11 protein-coding genes and 1 pseudogene are annotated in these 18,086 nt (G+C 37.4%); 2 read left to right on the forward strand and 10 right to left on the reverse strand.

Annotated features, from left to right (window positions below):
- The 7 genes from BN67_RS05210 to BN67_RS14175 form a co-directional block, all read right to left on the reverse strand.
- Complete coding sequence (locus BN67_RS05210) at positions 1-2,466, reverse strand: sensor histidine kinase (RefSeq protein ID WP_019223088.1); 2,466 nt, start codon at positions 2,464-2,466, stop codon at positions 1-3.
- 38 nt (positions 2,467-2,504) lie between these two features.
- Positions 2,505-3,902: an adenosylhomocysteinase gene (gene ahcY, locus BN67_RS05215; RefSeq protein ID WP_019223089.1), complete on the reverse strand. Its 1,398-nt coding sequence runs from the start codon at positions 3,900-3,902 to the stop codon at positions 2,505-2,507.
- A 1,318-nt stretch (positions 3,903-5,220) separates the two neighbouring features.
- A complete protein-coding gene (locus BN67_RS05230; protein WP_019223093.1) occupies positions 5,221-6,219 on the reverse strand; it encodes a complex I NDUFA9 subunit family protein in 999 nt (332 codons plus the stop codon).
- A gap of 43 nt (positions 6,220-6,262) precedes the next feature.
- The gene (locus BN67_RS05235) at positions 6,263-7,582 is read right to left on the reverse strand and encodes a bifunctional folylpolyglutamate synthase/dihydrofolate synthase (RefSeq protein WP_019223094.1); all 1,320 of its coding nucleotides are present in this window, start codon (positions 7,580-7,582) and stop codon (positions 6,263-6,265) included.
- Between the two features lie 4 nt (positions 7,583-7,586).
- On the reverse strand, positions 7,587-8,507 hold the full coding sequence (accD, locus tag BN67_RS05240) for an acetyl-CoA carboxylase, carboxyltransferase subunit beta (RefSeq protein WP_019223095.1): 921 nt from the start codon (positions 8,505-8,507) through the stop codon (positions 7,587-7,589).
- 623 nt (positions 8,508-9,130) lie between these two features.
- On the reverse strand, positions 9,131-9,856 hold the full coding sequence (locus BN67_RS05245; RefSeq protein WP_019223096.1) for a sulfate transporter family protein: 726 nt from the start codon (positions 9,854-9,856) through the stop codon (positions 9,131-9,133).
- A 288-nt stretch (positions 9,857-10,144) separates the two neighbouring features.
- Positions 10,145-10,432, reverse strand: coding sequence for a hypothetical protein (locus tag BN67_RS14175; protein ID WP_156791636.1), 288 nt, complete (start codon positions 10,430-10,432; stop codon positions 10,145-10,147).
- Positions 10,433-12,915: 2,483 nt separating this feature from the next.
- Here BN67_RS14175 and BN67_RS14825 point away from each other — a divergent pair.
- Positions 12,916-13,609 (forward strand): annotated as a pseudogene (locus BN67_RS14825) (integrase arm-type DNA-binding domain-containing protein); the annotation flags it as partial.
- The gene (locus BN67_RS15215; RefSeq protein WP_202802735.1) at positions 13,596-13,802 is read left to right on the forward strand and encodes a helix-turn-helix domain-containing protein; all 207 of its coding nucleotides are present in this window, start codon (positions 13,596-13,598) and stop codon (positions 13,800-13,802) included. The pseudogene BN67_RS14825 and the gene BN67_RS15215, both read left to right, overlap by 14 nt.
- Positions 13,803-13,910: 108 nt before the next feature.
- Here the strand turns inward: BN67_RS15215 and BN67_RS11650 are convergent, their stop codons facing one another.
- From BN67_RS11650 to ubiB, 3 genes are all read right to left on the reverse strand, one after another.
- Positions 13,911-14,357 carry a GNAT family N-acetyltransferase gene (locus BN67_RS11650; RefSeq protein ID WP_019223098.1) on the reverse strand — a complete coding sequence of 149 codons (447 nt, stop codon included), beginning with the start codon at positions 14,355-14,357 and terminating at the stop codon, positions 13,911-13,913.
- Positions 14,358-15,042: 685 nt separating this feature from the next.
- A complete protein-coding gene (coaBC, locus tag BN67_RS05270) occupies positions 15,043-16,431 on the reverse strand; it encodes a bifunctional phosphopantothenoylcysteine decarboxylase/phosphopantothenate--cysteine ligase CoaBC (protein WP_019223100.1) in 1,389 nt (462 codons plus the stop codon).
- The gene (gene ubiB / locus BN67_RS11655) at positions 16,424-18,085 is read right to left on the reverse strand and encodes a 2-polyprenylphenol 6-hydroxylase (protein ID WP_033313161.1); all 1,662 of its coding nucleotides are present in this window, start codon (positions 18,083-18,085) and stop codon (positions 16,424-16,426) included. Before ubiB ends, coaBC begins: the two co-directional genes overlap by 8 nt.
- Position 18,086 lies beyond the last annotated feature (1 nt).

The raw sequence follows: 18,086 nt of genomic DNA on the forward strand, positions 1-18,086 counted from the left end.
TTAAAGAACTTTATCTCCTTTGGGAATTGGAAAAAAACATTTCACGGTTGTTCCTTGTCCAGTGCCAGTAAGAATTTCAACATGCCCACTGTGGAGTTCAACAAAACTTTTCACTAAGGAAAGACCAAGCCCTGCTCCTGCCCGCCCACCATGATGTGAATGAGAGGAAAAACGCTTAAAAATTCTATCGAGAACATCTTCAGGAATATCGGACCCTTCATTATGAACACTGAAAACAATGTATTCGTCTTGTTCGTCGGCGCAAAATTCAATAATGCTTGATTCTGTTGCAAAATTAATAGCATTACTCAGAATATTAACGAAAATTTGATGAAGACGTGTTGCATCAGCAGAAATAAAATTTAAGGATGGGGAAATTTGCTGTAAAAGTGTAATATAACGTCCGTTAAGGCGTTCTTCCAGACGTGCTCCTGCTTGCATCATAGCATCAGCAATATTAACCGGTTTTATATCAAGCTCCATGATACCTGCATCAAGAGTTGCAAGGTCAAGAATATCATTAACAATATTCAAAAGAGTGTCTGATTCTGAATGAATATATCTAAGATATTCTTTTTGGCGTGCGTTAATAGAGCCAAAGATTTGGTCACGCAAAATATCAGAAAATCCAATAATATTGGTGAGAGGTGTACGCAATTCATAGGAGACGTGTTGAACAAATTCATTTCGCAGACGATCAGCACTTTCTAAGGCTGCATTTTTTTCTTGAAGAGCACGTGCAACATGCACAGAATCTGTAACATTAACAAAAGTAAGCATTGTCTGCCCATTGGGAAGTGGTGCGAGTGTGTAATCAATAATCATTCCGTTGACAAGGTCCATCCGACCTGAATATGTGTCACGTTTTTCAGCAAAGCCTGTAATAAATTGAGTAAATTGATCCCATTCTTTTTTCAAAGTTAAGGCTGAACAATGACTTTGTAATTGGGTAATATGGGTTCCTTCTACCAACAAATTATAGGGGAGAGACCATAATTTAGACAAGGCTGGATTAGATAAACGAAGGCGCCCATCAGTGCCAAAAACCACCACTCCTTCTGAAAGTTTATCAAGAGTTTCGCCTTGTATTTTAATAAGTGTATTATAGCGTTGTTCAAGATCAATTTTTTCAGTAAGATTTTCATAAAGCCAAGTGACACCCCCTTGTGGATGAGGGGTAGAAATAACACGTAGTGTACGCCCATCTGGAAGATTCCAAATTTGCTGATTTGATTCTGTTTGCCGATAAGCTTTAAAAAGCTCTTCTTTCCATGCGCGCCAATCAGGGTGTTCAGCAATGAGTCCTTTTTCACGCAAACGTTCAAGAAGCAATATATGGCTCGGTTCACTTTCTAGAAAAGAACTTTCTAAGGGCCATAAAATTTTAAAAGCATGATTGCAGAATTTCAATTTTTGATTGGTGTCAAAAATTGCTACGGCTGTTGAAATTTGATCAAGTGTTTCACAATGGCTTTGAAGAATATATTTCAATTCATGGGTAAGATTTTCATACGCGCTATCATCACGGGCAAAAGCTGCCATTCCTTCTTCTGTTGTAATCCGTGTGAGATGAAAGTTGTGTCGTTCTCCATCAATCACTATATGCACGTGTTCTTGAAAAAGCGTTTCTGTTTTCTCTGTTTTGTTTAGTTTAGTGTCATTGAAAAGATCGTAAACTTCATTGCTGCCTTCTTGAAAGCGTGTCATTTCTCTAAAGGCACGATTAGCAAAACAAATATTTCCTTCATTATCTCGTATCCATACAGGTTCTTGAATACAATCAAGAAGATTACGCTGCATGCTCAGCTCGATAAGAACTTTGGCAATATCTTTTTGTAAACGCGTATTTTCGCTCTGCTGTGATGAGATGTCTTGAAAGCGTGCAATGGCTACTGTTCCGGCAATGACCCCTGTAACTTGTAAAAGCGTATTATGTATAGTAGTGATAGAAAGCTCAAAAGGATACGATTTGTAACGCAATTGCGTTAATGCATGGTCAAGTTCTTGCAGAGAACTTTTTGCAATCCAACGCTCAAAATGTTGAAGATTTTGCTGAGAAATTTCACTTTTTTGTAAGGTGGAAAGATGACCAACAACACGAGGAGATTCGGTTGGATTTTCCCAAATGAGGAGAAGTTGTTCTGTTTCTTCTAGAAGCCACTCATAATATTTCAGTTTTTCAGAACAATCTGTTTGGATAGTTTGCAGAGGTCTCCATGAAGTTTTTTGGGCACGCATAATAACTGCTATACACGTGAGGAAGGAGGCACAAGAAATCCCCCCACAGAGTACTAAAAAAAGCCATGGACCATCGGGTAAAGTAAAGAGAAATGGCAAATGCGTTTCCCATGATTGAGCCACAACACATGTGGGGAAAAAAAGGAAAATAAGGCAAAAAATATGCATACAGATTCGTATTATTTTTTGAGCTTTTTCTTTGGGGGTGTAATCACCAAAGCTGAGCACAGTGCCTTTTCCTTTTTCTTTTAACCCAAGGAAACATATTAGTAACGATAATGATCTGGTTTATAAGGTCCTTGAGGTGTAACTCCAATATAAGCAGCTTGTTCTTCTGATAAAACGCTTAATTTGATTCCTAGCCTATCAAGGTGAAGACGCGCAACTTTTTCATCAAGATGCTTCGGCAAAACAGCCACTTCATTTTTGTAATGTTCTGAACGGGTAAAGAGCTCAATTTGCGCTAAAACTTGGTTGGTAAATGAGGCTGACATGACAAAAGAGGGATGTCCTGTAGCATTTCCAAGATTCAATAAACGCCCTTCAGAAAGCAAAACAATACGTTTTCCATCGGGAAAGGTAATCATGTCAACTTGCGGTTTAATATTTGTCCATGGCAAATTTCTAAGGGCTGCTACTTGGATTTCATTATCAAAATGGCCAATATTTCCAAGGATACACATGTCTTTCACTTGTCGCATATGGTCTAAGCGCACAATATCTCTATTACCCGTTGTTGTGATGATAATATCAGCACTGGAAGCAGCCTCATCTAAATCCACAACTTCATAGCCATCCATTGCTGCTTGAAGGGCGCAGATCGGATCAATTTCTGTCACTTTGACACGAGCACCAGCACTTGAAAAAGAGGCTGCTGAGCCTTTCCCTACATCACCATAACCACAAACAATGGCGGTTTTTCCAGCTATCATCACATCTGTTGCACGTCGAATACCATCTACCAATGACTCCCTACAGCCATATTTATTATCAAATTTTGATTTCGTAACACTATCATTGACATTAATGGCAGGAAAAGGCAAAAGCCCTTCCTTTTGTAATTGGTAAAGGCGGTTGACGCCTGTTGTGGTTTCTTCACTCACACCCTTGATTGCTGCACGTTGGCGTGTGAAAAAACCTGGTGTAGCATCCATACGCTTTTGAATTTGTTTAAAAAAGAGTTCTTCCTCTTCTGTCTTTGGGTGAGATAGTATATCTTTATTTGTTTCTGCACGGCATCCCATCAAAATATAATTTGTCGCATCAGCGCCATCATCCAAGATAAGATTTGAGGGATTGCCATCAGTCCATTGAAAAATGGCATCTATGTAAGTCCAATATTCTTCAAGTGTCTCGCCTTTGATCGCAAAGACAGGAGTACCATTGGCTGCAATAGCCGCTGCTGCATGATCTTGTGTAGAAAAAATATTGCTAGAACTCCATCGTATATCAGCTCCGAGTGCTTTCAATGTTTCAATCAAAACCGCTGTTTGAATCGTCATGTGCAATGAGCCAGAAATACGTGCTCCCCGTAAAGGCTGGCTTGAGGAAAACTCCTTACGACAAGCCATAAGACCAGGCATTTCTGTTTCAGCAATATCAAGTTCTTTATGCCCATAAGCAGCAAGTGCGATATCTTTGACAACATAGTCTAGAGTTGCCATTTTTTATTCCTTTAACATTATTTTTTCTCGGACGGTAGGAGAAATTAAAAAAAAATGCAAGGGAGTAGAAAGATTTCTCTATATGAAAATTTTTTCCAAGTTTTTATAAATCTTTGTAATGAGCATATATTGATAGATGAAGGAACGGTTTTATCAACAAGATATAAAAGAATTTGGGATAATAGGAGTTTATGCAGATTCTTTTAAGCAAATAAAATGTATGGGGGGGTGATTTTTAAATTGTGAAGAAGCAAAAATGGTAAAAGACTATAATGAGATTGTCTTTATCGAAAAAACAAGCCAGCATCATCATACTATTTCCCAGCGTATGGGTGTTGCGACAGCTCTTACATTAAGGTGATTCATGCGAGGCATTTTTCTTCTGTAATTTTCCCATATGCTAACTCCGCTTATGAAATCCAAGCTAAGTGAATAAAATTGATTCAATATAGAGTGGTTTGAAACGAGAGAATCTTATAATATTCAGTGGTATGGTTCAAGGTAAGAAACGACAAATAATCCTTATGAATCAATGCATTGTTGAATAAAGAGCAAGACATGTAAATTTCATCAAGAAAAGTTTTTCTTTTTTATAAAGAAGAAATACAAATTCAACGATAAAAAAACAATAAAACGTGAGCTTTAGCAGTTTTTGATACATTATCTTATAAATCTTTCTTTTCTGCATATTTGAAATCAAAATCAATCAATTTGTATCAATTTTTGTACGCTAGGTGAAATCCAATCTCTTCCAAATGCTTTTTGAGTTAATTGCTAAAATGAGAAGACAGCTTTATCGGGCAAAAATATGAAAGTATAAAATAGGTGCTAAGACTTTTTGCCTTTCTTCTCATTCGGTTTGACAATTCGTAAAATGCTCTCAAGCAAGAGCTCTTTAAATTATGAAGCTACGGAATATCTTACGCGTCTGTGTGTTGTATTTTTTAACGAGACCTATTCGATCGTTCAGAAACTCTATTTCACAACGCTGTTCATGAAAAATGTAACAAAAAAATCCATTGTATATCATCATTTATTCACGTAAACGACAAGCTGTAATCATTATCATAGTTGGCACTATCATTTTCTTAGCTCTTAATGATTGCTCATAGTTCTTATATTGAAACGATTTATAATAGCCATTTTTACTTTCTTCTCAAAAGCGGTTTTTATCCGCGTAATGATTTTGTTTGTGATGTACATGGGGAGACATGTTCTCATTGATTCATCATAAAAAGGATTTGCAATGAAAGGATTTAACGATATTACAACCTGTAAAGCGATAAATTCTTTATTCTAAGTCAATGTCTTATATGCACTAGATAAGCATTTTTTTGGAAAATTGACCTTGTGGGCGAAATCGCCAAAGATAATTTGGCAAGAATGCAGCCATTGCTTTGGGAGTAATGCCTACCCCTTCTAAAGTATATCCATTTTTTATAGCTTCTTGAGAAACAATGTTATCCACTTTCAGAAAGCGTATATGATGCGCGGTTATGAGTGTGGGCACAAGAGGCAATTTACCAATTGTTCCCAAAAGACTTCCCATAAAGAGCCCAACAGAAAAAGGCATAGGAAGAATTGTTTTTTTACGGCGAATGATTTTTAAGGTATGTTCGAGGGCGTTTTGGAATGTAATAATTTGAGGACCACCCAGATCATAGCTTTTCCCAGAAGGAACATGTCCTTCTAAAGCACGTAAAATAAATTCAGCAATATCACCGACATAGACGGGCTGCAATTTGTTTTGTCCACCTCCAAAAAGGGGTATAATCGGTAAAAAGCATGACAAGTTTGCTAAAGTATTAAAGAAACAATCCTCTGGCCCAAAGATAACGGATGGGCGCATAATGATTGCTTGTGAATGTGTATTCTGAACGATCTGCTCACATAGTAATTTAACACGTGCATAAAGAGATGAAGTGTTTTGATTGGTTACAAGCGCTGACATATAGAGAAGAGGAATACCAGCTTCTGCTGTTAATTCAGAGACATTTTGTGCGCCATCAACTTGTATTTTTTGAAAGTTTGATTGGTTTGCTTGCGTTAAGCTACCAGGAAGAAAAACGGCACCATCTGCTCCAAGCAATGCACGCGCAACAGAGGGGCGATGCCCTACATTGGTTTTAAGCATTTGCGTTTGTCCTACTTCTCCGATTTGGAGCATGTAGTAAGCTTTTTGCGGATGACGAACAGCAATGCGAACACGATAACCCCGCTTGGTTAAAGTTTCAACGACATGCCGCCCCACAAAGCCAGAGCCGCCGAAAACAGTGATAAGTTTAGGATGTTGATAAAGTGCATAATCAAGCTGCATGATCAAAAAGTCTATCTTTCAAAGCTCCACAGATAATTAATTTCTAACATGGTGGTGTTTTATTGTCACGTAAAATATCGCCGGCAAGGTAAAGGGAGCCACCAATAAGAACAATTGCTTGCCTATACTCTATGTTAATTCTATGTAAGGCTTCTTGTAGATGCGTTTGCGGGGTTGCAAAGAGCCCGACTTTTTTTGCAGATTCAGCTAAAATTGTTGGACACATACCAGCAGTGTTGTTGGTTAATGGGACCGTGTAGATTTTCTCTATGAGGTTTGCTAACGGACGAAAATAACCGACAGCGTCTTTCGTGTTAAGCATACCAGCGATCATAATAAGAGGACGGTTTGATTGTTTTTTCCATTGGGTAAGTTCTGCTGCAATGGCCTTTCCTGCAGCAGGATTGTGACCGCCATCTAACCATAAATCAATACCAGGAGCTAACTTGTCAACCAAATATCCATGGGTAAGGTGCTGCATGCGTGCTGGCCAGTAAATACCACGCAGAGCATGACTTATTGCTTGTTCTGAAAGTCGAAAACCAGCTTGATACACTGCTTCAAGGGAGGCGCCAGCATTGGCAATTTGGTGGCTTCCAATAAGGTTAGGAAGTGGCAGATCCATGAGACCTTGAGCATTTTGAAATACCATACGCCCATATTCTCGATAGCTTTGATAATCTTGATCGAACAGGAAATAAGATGCTTTATTTTTATCCGCAAGGGTTGTTAAAACAGAAAGAGTTTCATCGTGAATTTGCTTACCGATAACGACTGGAACTGTCGGTTTTATAATGCCTCCTTTTTGAAAAGCTATTTGTGCAATTGTGTTGCCGAGAAAAGCTTCATGATCATAATCAATGGGCATAATCAGTGATACAGCGGGCTTATTAATTACATTGGTCGCATCAAAACGTCCCCCCAATCCAACTTCTAAAACCACAGCATCAGCTGGATGTCTATTAAAGAGCATGAAGGCAGCAGCTGTGAAAATTTCAAAAACAGTAATTGGTTCTTGACTGTTTACTTTTATAACTTCACGAATTGTTTCTGCTAATTGGCTTTCTGTAACAAGTTGGCCATTCCCTGGTTGCCCTAGCCGACATCGTTCATTCCAGTTCACCAAGTGAGGTGAGCTATAGACATGCACACGGTATCCTGCACTTTCTAAAAGAGCACGACAAATGGCTGAAGCTGATCCTTTGCCATTTGTTCCAGCAATATGAATAACAGGCGCAAGCTTTAAATGCGGATTACCAAGACGTTCTAGGAGATGAAGAATACGTTTTAAAGAAAGATCAAATTTCTTTGGATAACTTTTCAGTAAATCATCCACCAGCTTTTGTATTGGGCTTTTTTCCATGAAGTTAAGCTGCTGTTGTTGCAGAAAATGGTGTTTGATAACCTGTTGGAGATGGATTGGAAGGATGAGACGCTGCAGGACATTTCATCATTAAGCGTAAAAGTCGCGCAATAGTCGTTTTCATTTCTAAACGTGATACAACCATATCAATCATGCCATGTTTGAGCAGATATTCGCTACTTTGAAAGCCCTCAGGCAAAGTTTCACGTATTGTTTGTTGAATCACACGTGGTCCTGCAAAACCAATCATAGCACCGGGTTCGGCAATATGAATGTCGCCAAGCATAGCATAAGAAGCAGTGACACCACCGGTGGTTGGATTGGTGAGAACAACAATATAGGGAAGCTTTGCTTCTTTCAGCATTTCAATTGCGACTGTTGTACGGGGCATTTGCATCAGTGAGAGTGTTCCTTCTTGCATGCGTGCGCCACCAGAAGCAGCAAAAAGAACCAAAGGACATTTTTTAGCAATGGCAGTCTCAAAAGCTTTAATGATTGCTTCTCCTGAAGCTATGCCAAGTGATCCCCCCATAAAAGCGAAGTCTTGAACGGTGGCTATAATGGGCAAGCCCTCAATAGTACCGTGTGCACTTAAAATATTATCGTCAACCCCAAGCTTGGAACGGTAATCTTTCAATCGGTCAATATAACGCTTTTCATCGCGAAACTTTAAAGGATCAACGACAACTTTTGGATTTTCAAGAGGCGTATAAAGTCCATCATCAAAAAAATTTATGAGACGACTTTTAGCGCTGATACGCATGTGGTGACCAGAACTAGGGCTTACATATTGATTCAGTTCTAGGTCTTTATGGAAAATCATTTCACCATTTATGGGGTCCTTGATCCATAGATTATCTGGAATTTCAGAACGTCTCAATATAGAGTTAATTTTAGGACGAACATAATTCGTAATCCAGTTCATCTTTATAACCTCTCTTTAAATTTATAGCCTCTCTTTTTAAATATTATACACTTTTTGCACAATTCGAAAAAATAGAGATTTAAGTGGTCAGACTCACTTTTCTGGCTAAATAAACAGACTTACTTAATACTTTTACTATTACACGTATAGCTCTAATTTCACTATTTTTTCATTTTTTACGTTTCCAAAGATTATAGTAGCTATCTTTATTCAAAGTGTTTATACAATTAAGTTTTTTAGAGATTGTAATGTTTATGCTATCTATTCTTTTATTTTGATACCAAAATTGATTCCCATGCTAGTTGGTAAACACTTTATCTGTTTTTTTATGAAAAACCAACATTGGACTATGAATGACAGTGGTGCGATCCTTAAGCCAAAGAAATATAAAGGTAAACACCAATAAGGCTATAACAGTTTATAAAAATAATGAATGCAGCAGTATTATGCTAGCGAGATGCTTATGTTAGAGCAAGGTCCTTTTCAAGGAGACTTCTTGATAAGAGGAATAGTTCTTTAAGAGGAAAGACTTCTCTTTGTTGGTTGTTTTTACACATCCAATCACCGATAATGTTAGGGCTTTCTATGCTATGTTTGGCAATATTTACAGGCTGAATCCAATGCTATAATTGGTTTTTTGGAATACATGCGGTGGTGTTTTTTGAAAGCATTTTATGTAAGTGTGTCATAAAGGCAGCTGCGAAAAGCGGTGTTGCTAAGTTAAGAATGGGAATCGAAACGAAAAGTGCGATCAACAATCCTGCACCAAAAACTGTTATGTAATGAGTTCGTAAAAAAGCATGTGCTTCTTTTTCAGGTCGAAACCGATAGGCAGCAAATACAAAATATTCACGACCGAGCAAATAACCATTAATAATATAAAAGGCTATCAAATTGATACCTGGCACGAAAAACAAAAGAAAAGCGATGCCATTCCCCAAAAGGCTTAGAATAACAAATTTTAAGGAAAGAATAAGAGAGCGCCCAAACGGCAGAGCTTGTCCAACAGGCTCATTTTGATAGTCTTCTTTTTCAATAATTTCAGCAGCAGAATCAATGAACAAACCACCAATCATAGCGGTAATTGGGGCAATGAAAAAAGCCATAAACAAAGCTAAACCAAGATTCAAAATGATAAGCATACCAAATCCCAACCATCCCGCCCAACTTGGTAATCCGGGAAGAAAATGAGCAATCCATGGCCAAAAATAAGATATAAAAAGTTGCCGCATACTTAACCATAGAAGGGCGAGCACAACAAAGGTAATACCCAAAGCTTTCAATATCATAGAGCGATATTGTGGCGTTATAAGACGTTGCAAAGCGCGATAGGCAGCAGTAAAAATCATAGTAACCAAGTAAAATAAGAAAAAAACAGTGAAAACAAGAGAGTGTTTTAAAGATGTATTTCTTCACAGAAGCTATAACTTTGTTCATGAATGGTCAAGAGATGATATTTTTGTCCATAATTGTAAAAATTTTTCTTTCAGTAGGGTAAGCTAGAACGTATTTATATGATATAAATTGAAACCATATAAAATGTTATGGGTTCTTTTACGATAGCTTCAAAATCAAAAGTATAATAATTTTTATACTTATTAGGCATTATTTTTAATTTCTTGCTTTCCTTAAAATTTTTATGGTACTTTCCATGAAATTTTTATAAAGTTTGAAATTTCTTTGTGATATTCTTTTATTGATAGAGTTGTTGCATAGTGATTATTAACGATTTCAGATAATCTATTAGCTATTTCAATCATCTCTGAAGAAGCATATAAACAATCTCTGGGATCTGTTGAATAGAAACCACCTGTTCTAAAGCCTTTCAGATAGAGATAATAGAGATAACAGCTTATATATGGTCCTTGTTCTTTTATCCAATCTTTTAGGATATAAGGAGGCCACACAGTTTCAGAAGCTTTCATAAAATTCAGATGATTTTAAATTAAAGTATTTAAACGTGGACTTTGGAAAATAATTTTTTAGTTTTATATGTTCAGTTTTTTTAATTTTGCCGCTAATTTTCCTGTTAACTGAGAAAATGAGCTTTGTACGGGGTAATTTAAACTATCATATTTTATGAGAAGGTCTTTTTTATTTATTAGTTTTCTTTTTAACAGATCTTTAACTATTTTATCTGCTACTTTAAAAAAATTAGGTGTAAGAGATACGTGTCCAGTTGTTTTATCTACTGTTATATTGCTTTTTAGTTTATTTAAATATGAATTGAATAATTTAAAGTGTTTTTCATTTTCAGGAATTGCATAAAAAATGAAAGGATGAGTTTGGAATTTTTGTATTAAAGTCTACTACTTTAACAGCAAAGTTTTCTTTTTTGTAAGAAGCGCTTTTTTCTTGTCACTTTTTTAGTTCTTTATGTAATTAAGGATACGTTTTTAGATGTTAGCGTTTTTGAGGGTTTAAAGATTGCCATTGTTTCCGTTGATAATTTTGTTTCTAAATGAGAATTGGCGTAGCTTATACAGAAGATTTTTTAATTGAATATTCGTCTCGGTTATTACTTGAAAAAAGAAAAATTATTTTTGGATTTTAACTTTTCTTTATAGGAGAGTTGTGAGTAAAGCGCAATGTGTTTTTTACCACTTTCTAATTTAATAGCCACTTTAAAACTATTATTTTCTTAGAGTGTACCAAACATTTTTATCATATCCAGAAATGTTTTAACTGCTGTTTTTTATTGAATATAATATATTATTGTTTTCTAAAATAAGAGGCACGCTTGTACCATTTATATATTGAGGAGTACAATATTATTTCTCATGAATTTTACTTTTCTTTTGTTGCAATAAACCATGGGAGTGTAAAATAGAAGAGCATATTCAGATCATGTTTTATTCGTAGAATTTATAAAGTGTATCATATCAGTGGTTCGTAGATGAAATAATGTGAGAGAAATTCATATGATTGCAAATGGGTGCAGGTTAAAAATCTTCCTACTTTAGAATGGAGTTAAGCATTGTAAAAATTGCGGTAGGATTTTTCTGTAACATTCATAACGAGCCGGCACCATTATTCTATTTACCAGTTCATGGTATATTGACTAACTCATGAGATTGCGACAGCTCTTGCACGAAGGCGGGTCATGAGAGGCATTTTTCCTCTTTTTTCGCTCATTTTTATTCCTCGCACCAATCCCGCTGATAGTGTAAAGCCAAGAGAATAAAATTGATTCAATATAAAAAAGTTTGAAAGGAGAACTTATAATATTTGGGGTGATGATTCAAGATGAGAAACGAAAATAATATTTATAAATCAAAGTGTTATGTGCGAATAGTCAAAAGATGGTACTTTTGTCCATAGTGCTGTAAAACTTTTTCTTTTATCACAATAAACTATGGGAGTATGAAATGGAAGAGCATATTCAGATTATGTTTTACGCATAAAATTTATAAAATGCATTATATCAGTGGTCAGCAGATGAAATATACGTGAGAAAAATTCATATGATTGCAAATTAGGCAAGTTAAGAATCTTTTCTGTTTTAGAATGGAGTTAAGCATTGTAAAAACAGCGAGAGGATTTTGCTATAACGTTCATAAAATAAACAGCATACATGACATACCAAGAAAAGCACCAATCACTCTTTTATAAAGATACTAAAGTATGGATTTATATCCCTCTTAAGAGAGAGATTATTTTTTGTGCAAAAATGGCTATTTTATAGAATATATTTTTATTATTTAAATTTATCTTTTTTATGTGTATTCTTCTATCTATAAAACAAAGTCTATAAACCTTGAATTTTATTGGATAAATAGACTAAATTATGAAAACTGATTATGTATGTGTTTCAACAGCTAATGAAAAATGGATTTACAGTGCGATGCTTTAATGGCCGTAGGTTGTGAGAAATCTTTACAGACACAGCTACGGATGCAAAATTAGCTCGATTAGGATTAGCTGAAGTTTTAAGCTTTGCATGTAAAGGCTATCTACTTGTTGTGTAGCGCCTTGACCGCTTAGGCTGTTTACTGCATGAGTGAGTTAAAATTGTAGCTGAGCTTGAAACTGCTGGAATTGAGTTTTAAAGTACGACAGAGAGAATTGAAATGCGTTCGGCCACAGGTCGATTGGTGTTCCACATATTTGCAGCCTTAGCAGAATTTGAGCGCCGTTTAATCATTGTCAATATATTGATTCATAATGGTTTTTTCGTTTGTCACCTTGAATCACAACCCCGAATACCCATAAGATTCTCTCATCTCAAACCACTTTATGTTGAATCAACTTTGTTTACTTGGCTTTACATTATCAGCGGGATTGGCACGTGGGTAAAATGAGTGAGGAAAGGAGAAAAAATGTTTCTTATGAACCGCTTTCATGCAAGGAGTGTCGCAATCTCATGAGCTCGTAAATATACTATAAGTCGGTTAATAGACCATGAGTTGGTAAAGGGAATAATGATACGGGTTTATCCCTTAATAAGCGTGAAAATGGTGGTTCTCAATAGGTTTATTAGTATACAGACTTTATCGTTATACAATTCACTAAAATAGCGCTGCGAAATAGGTTTGGGAACTCTAAGAGAGGTTTCTTTAAAACAAGCCCGTGAATGTGCAACGTCGGTGGCGTTGTGTTTTACGTGAAGGACGTGATTCCATTAAAGAACGTGAAAAACAAAAGTGTGAAACAATGCGGTATCTTCATTCTCTTAAAGACATTGCTGTGGGTATTTTAAAAGCCGTAAAGCTGAATGCAAGAATGATGGTGAGGATGGAGATTGTGGTGTTCACTTTTACAACTTCATGTATTCCCTAAGGCTGTCTTCCCATTTCAGAAATTATACAAGTAGATATACGCAATACACTAGCCCCCATATGGCATACAAAAGCTGCAACAGCAGAGAGAGTACTCATCCGCCTTTAATCTTTGTCTCAAACATACTGCTGCTTTGGGCTTGGATGTTGATTTACAAGCAACAGCGAAAGTACGGGCCTTCTTAGGAAAGCAACGCCATAAAGTGATTAATATGCCTTCAATGGACTGGAAAGATGTGCAGTTTTTTATAAGATGCTTTGTCAAACACAATCCTCACACAATTGGCTTTGCGTTTGCTTATCTTTACGGGTGTTCGTAGCAATCTTTGAGCGCACCCATGGTGGTCTCAAGGCAGCACGCGCACGTGGGCGCAAGGGTGGGCGTCCACCCTTGCAACCAGAGAAGATTTTCGCATTGCAAATGATGCTTGATAAAAACCAACCTATAGCTGAAATATGCAAACTTCTGAAAATTGGACGAAGTACGCTTTATAAATATACCAAGCATATAGAATGAAATTTGATTCAATGAATGTTTAAGATGTAAACAATTGTTCTAACTAAGCCCCGCTTAAATATCCTACAGATGGCGATACTCTCGCCTTATGATAAATGCGCTTTGTTATTATAGCTGTTTTGACAGGTGGAGGGGACCACCAGTCACTGCTTGATAGCCCCTATCCTTATAAAATTTCTTGGCAGTTTTGGTGCTTTCCAAGGAGCACATCTTTAGCCCACGTGCGCGGGCTTTGTCTTCAAGTGCAAGCAATATCGCCTTGCTTATTCCCTTGAAGTGTGCGTTAGGGTGAGCGTAATTGAGGAGGATTTCACCCCGTGCATCTACCATGCCGATCCCAACAACGTTGTCGGCAATTTCCGCAACAAGAACTGTGGTATCTTCGCGATTGATCCATGCTTCCCAGAACGCAGGAGTCTTATTGGAGAGCCAGTTCATAATTTCAGCTTCATCGTCTTGATGATCATCCTTGCACAATTGCATTACAGATTGGCGCAAAACTGCGATCGCTGCCTCGGCATCGGCTTTGTTACCGGGACGAATAGAAACAGTCATTTTAACCTCGAGATTTCACTATCATTGCATAAAAGCAATATCATTTTAATTTTATATATAACAAAATCAAAACGTAAATGTATGCTTTCGAACCCATATGTGATTTATAAACGCATAATCACATATCAAAAACAGTGCTTACGATTTCTGATAGTGTTTATGTTGCTATTCATAACCAATGTTGTTCTCAATTGTTCAAAGATATAAAGAAAACTTTATGCGTCTACTTGGGGCTGGGCTCCATATACAAATAGATAGGAAACCTACGGATAATATTGCGACAGCTCTTGCATTAAGACGATTCATGAAAGGCATTTTTCATCCTTATCCTTACTAATTTTTACCTATCTGCCAATCCCGCTTATGACATAAAGCTAAGTGAATAAAATTGATTCAACATGAAGTGATTTGAAATGAGAGAATCTTATGGGTATTCGAGGTTGTGATTCAAGGTGAGAAACGATAAAAAATATTATGAATCAAGGTTTTGCCAATGATGTACATACCTTTTGTTCATTAAACACTCGTTTAATGAACAAAGAGCACAATAAAAATAACTTTATGGGATTTGTTCTGTGGAGTTCATTTTTATTTTGTGTTGTCTTTTTTTAAGTATTGTATTTTCTGAAGTCTAGTGGTGTTTTGAAATTTTTTATTTAAAACAAAGCACTTTTTTCATGGATAATCAGGGAGATGAAGTATCAAAGAATGATACAATAACCTTTGCCAATTTTTGCGCAACATGTTGTTTACTCATCTGCGACCATTGTTCAACATTTTCTTTGCTGACAAGACAAACTTGATTTGTATCAGACCCCATAACACTTGTACCATCAGCATGAACAATGACATTATTAGCAAGAATAAAATCTGCCCCTTTTTCGATACATTTTTTCTGCGCATTTGCAATGATATCACAGGTTTCAGCCGCAAAGCCAATTACCAATGGTGGGCGGTTTGCAGCATGTCCAATTATGGCCAAAATATCAGGATTTTCGATCATATGCAAAGATGGTGGTGATTCATGAGCGCTCTTTTTTATCTTGTATAAAGATTGTGTTTTGCTACGCCAATCACAAACAGCGGCAACAAAAATTGCACCATCGGCAGGTAATGCAGCTTGAACAGCTTGTAACATTTGACATGCAGTTTCAACATGAATAGTTTTTACTTCTTGTGGGTCGGCAAGATCAACCGGTCCACAAACAAGGGTGACTTTTGCACCCAAATGGGCGAGAACCGTTGCAATAGCGTGCCCTTGTTTTCCTGAAGAACGATTGGCAAGATAACGCACAGGATCAATTGGTTCATGGGTCGGACCAGAAGTCACAATGAAATGGCGTCCAGAAAGTGGTTTTTCATGTATACCTAAAAGGGTCTCTACTGCAGCAACAATAGTTAAAGGTTCACTCATACGTCCGCAGCCTGCTTCATCGCGCTCAGCCATTTCTCCGGTTTCTGGACCAACTATATGTACGCCATCTGTGCGCAATTGTGCGACATTGCGAACAGTTGCTGGATGTGCCCACATGGCAGGATTCATGGCAGGTGCGATCAAAAGTGGGCAGCGCGCTGCCAAAAGCACACAATCAGCAAGATCATCTCCTATGCCATTGGCTATTTTTGCAATGCGATTGGCTGTGGCGGGCACTAAAATAATAAGGTCAGCATTACGTGCCAGCCGAATATGTCCGATATCATGTTCTTCTTCACGTGAAAATAAATCACTATACACGCTGCGACCGCTCAAAGCTTCTACTGCTAAAGGCGAAATAAATTTTTGTGCTGCTTTTGTCATGATAATGTTTAAATGTGCTCCGCGTTCTTGCAAACGGCGAATGAGATCAAGTGCTTTATAAGCTGCAACACTGCCACCAATAATAAGAAGAAGAGATTTTGATTGCAATGATTGCGCTTCAAGGGTGCTTGCTTGAGAAGGTAGTAGAGCTGTCTTGGTGGGATTACTTAAAATGCGACGCGCTTCTTCTTCCATAGAAACGCCATTTTGCGCAGCGCGTAGACGCAAAGATTCTTTTACTTCAGGAGAAAGATTACGAATGGTAATACTAGCCATAAAAAATATCCAACAAATAAAGTGATTGCAATGATTTCATTATAGATATTTTTAGCATATTGGGAAAATTAGAAAAGGTAAAAAAGAAAAAAGTGAGACAAAGACAACAAAGTGCAATGATAAAGAGACTATAACGACCATAACGATTGTTGCGACTTTGCTCGGCCGCCAGTTGTTTAAGAGTGGCGGGAGAAAGATGCAGGCCTGTTTCTCTCATTTGATTGAGATCTTCTTCCATACGTTGAAAATTTTGTATCAATTGTGGAGTTTTACGGGCAAGAGAAAGGAGAGCTTGTGCTCCTTCACTAAAGTCTTTTGCTAATCCTGCCGGCCCTAAATTTTTGCTAATCCATTCTTTGACAACAGGTTCAGAAGCTTTCCACATGTTAAAATGAGGGTCCAATGTGCGCGCTACGCCTTCAACAACAACCATAGTCTTTTGTAATAATAAGAGCTCAGGTCGTGTTTGCATATCAAACAGTTCAGTAACTTCAAACAACAGTGTGAGCAATTTAGCCATGGAAATACTTTGTGCTGATTGTCCGTGAATTGGTTCCCCAATGGCACGATTGGCTTGAGCAAAGCTTTCAATATTGTGATGTGGAGGAACATAGCCTGCGTCAAAATGAGCACGTGCCACCCGATGGTAATCGCGCGTAATAAAGCCATAAAGGATTTCAGCAAGAAAATGTTTTTCTTTTTTGCCGAGTCGTCCTGTAATTCCTAAATCAACAGCAACAATACATCCCTGTGGGTCTACAAATAAATTACCAGGATGCATATCGGCGTGAAAAAAACCATCACGCAATGTATGACGAAGAAAGGATTGGATAAGCGTAATGGCAAGCACTTTCAAATCAAAGCCCGCTTTTTTAAGAGCAGAAATTTCAGATATTCTGATACCATCGATCCATTCCATTGTAAGAACATTGCGTCCTGTTCTTTCCCAATCGATTTGTGGAACACGAAACCCTGCATCATATTGAATATTTTCAGCCATTTCTGAGATAGCAGCTGCTTCTAGGCGTAAATCCATTTCAATACGTGTGGTTTGTGCTAAAGTATCAACCACACAAACGGGGCGTAATCGTCGAGAAGCTGGTACATAACGCTCTTGTAAATGGGCAACGAGATAGAATCCTCTCAGATCTTTAGCAAAACGTGCTCTGATATTGGGGCGGATCACTTTAACAGCGCATTTTTTGATATGACCGGTTCCATCATCATATTCAGCAGGATGAACTTGAGCAATAGAAGCGGCAGCAATGGGTGGGTGAAAGTTTATGAATAAATCATTGATAGAACAACCAAGCGAACTTTCAACTTGTGCAATAGCATCGGTACAGGAAAATGTTTGGACACGATCTTGTAGCTGTGCCAAATCTCCGGCAATATCACGCCCGACAATATCGGGTCTGGTAGCAAGAAACTGACCAAGTTTTATGTAAGAGGGACCAAGTTTATTAATGGCATAAGAAATATTTTCGAAACGGTGTTTTTTTTTCGTTTTGCGTCTAGCTAACACACCTGCTACACGATGACATAATGCTGGAAACCCTTGAAGACCATCGTGAGGGAGAGCACTTAAAACACCTTCACGCGCTAAAACCCATCCTGCACGCATCAACTGAAAGTAAGGGGAAATTTGCACCATT

The sequence above is a fragment of the Bartonella rattaustraliani AUST/NH4 genome, assembly GCF_000312565.1.
Classification (GTDB): domain Bacteria; phylum Pseudomonadota; class Alphaproteobacteria; order Rhizobiales; family Rhizobiaceae; genus Bartonella; species Bartonella rattaustraliani.

What these genes read in the sequence shown, in the direction of transcription:
- BN67_RS14175 (WP_156791636.1), bottom strand. Translation starts at nt 10,432, where the DNA reads ATGAAAGCTTCTGAAACTGTGTGGCCTCCTTATATCCTAAAAGATTGG.
- coaBC (WP_019223100.1), bottom strand. Translation starts at nt 16,431, where the DNA reads ATGGCTAGTATTACCATTCGTAATCTTTCTCCTGAAGTAAAAGAATCT.
- BN67_RS05230 (WP_019223093.1), bottom strand. Translation starts at nt 6,219, where the DNA reads ATGCAGCTTGATTATGCACTTTATCAACATCCTAAACTTATCACTGTT.
- ahcY (WP_019223089.1), bottom strand. Translation starts at nt 3,902, where the DNA reads ATGGCAACTCTAGACTATGTTGTCAAAGATATCGCACTTGCTGCTTAT.
- BN67_RS05245 (WP_019223096.1), bottom strand. Translation starts at nt 9,856, where the DNA reads ATGATTTTTACTGCTGCCTATCGCGCTTTGCAACGTCTTATAACGCCA.
- ubiB (WP_033313161.1), bottom strand. Translation starts at nt 18,085, where the DNA reads ATGGTGCAAATTTCCCCTTACTTTCAGTTGATGCGTGCAGGATGGGTT.
- BN67_RS11650 (WP_019223098.1), bottom strand. Translation starts at nt 14,357, where the DNA reads ATGACTGTTTCTATTCGTCCCGGTAACAAAGCCGATGCCGAGGCAGCG.
- accD (WP_019223095.1), bottom strand. Translation starts at nt 8,507, where the DNA reads ATGAACTGGATTACGAATTATGTTCGTCCTAAAATTAACTCTATATTG.
- BN67_RS05235 (WP_019223094.1), bottom strand. Translation starts at nt 7,582, where the DNA reads ATGGAAAAAAGCCCAATACAAAAGCTGGTGGATGATTTACTGAAAAGT.